At 37.8% G+C, this 643-nt stretch carries 2 protein-coding genes; both read left to right on the plus strand.

Annotation, left to right across the window (positions count from 1 at the left end; translation table 11 throughout):
- On the plus strand, positions 1-352 hold a 352-nt coding region (locus tag F1E73_RS17235; RefSeq protein WP_150452691.1), incomplete at its 5' end, for an Lrp/AsnC ligand binding domain-containing protein.
- Positions 353-391: 39 nt separating this feature from the next.
- Positions 392-643: hypothetical protein (locus tag F1E73_RS17240; protein WP_150452690.1), on the plus strand; the 252-nt coding region annotated here is incomplete at its 3' end.

Consider the following 643-nt stretch of genomic DNA (forward strand, 5'->3'; position numbering starts at 1 on the left):
GGCAGCCATCCATCAACGACTTAGAAAGCTAGAAGCGTCTGGCCTAATTGCAGGTTCTAAATTTATTATTAATCCCAAGGTCTTGGGGTATACCACCATGGCTTATATCGGTATCTACCTAGACAAGGCCATGAGCAACCCCAAGGCAGTAAAGGAACTGGAGAAGATTCCAGAAGTTTTGGAATGTCATTATACCACGGGCAACTGGTCTATTTTAATTAAGGTACTTTGCAAGGACAACGAACATTTAATGCATGTATTAAATAAGGAAATTCAAAGAATAGAGGGGGTCTCTAGGACGGAAACCTTTATATCCTTAAACCAACAAATTGATCGCCAAATCAGCATTTAATGTTTGGATTGAATCTAAATAAGTATTAATTTTGCCACGATGAGCATACTATTTCAATCCAAATTCTACACCTTATATCAATCCAACTCGGATAGATATTTCTACATCGATTTTGGCCAAAAAGTGGTTAAACTATCTTTTTGCCAACTACTGGCATTAAGACAGAAGGTAAATGCCATATCCATTGAGTCCCATTTTGATGCGGACCTAAACAAGCATGGCTTTGAAGTGCTAATGCTCTGTAACAAGGAACATTTATTCCTATTAAATACTTTTGAGGTCTTGGACCTA

This window comes from Arenibacter lacus (assembly GCF_008711145.1).
GTDB classification, from domain to species: domain Bacteria; phylum Bacteroidota; class Bacteroidia; order Flavobacteriales; family Flavobacteriaceae; genus Arenibacter; species Arenibacter amylolyticus.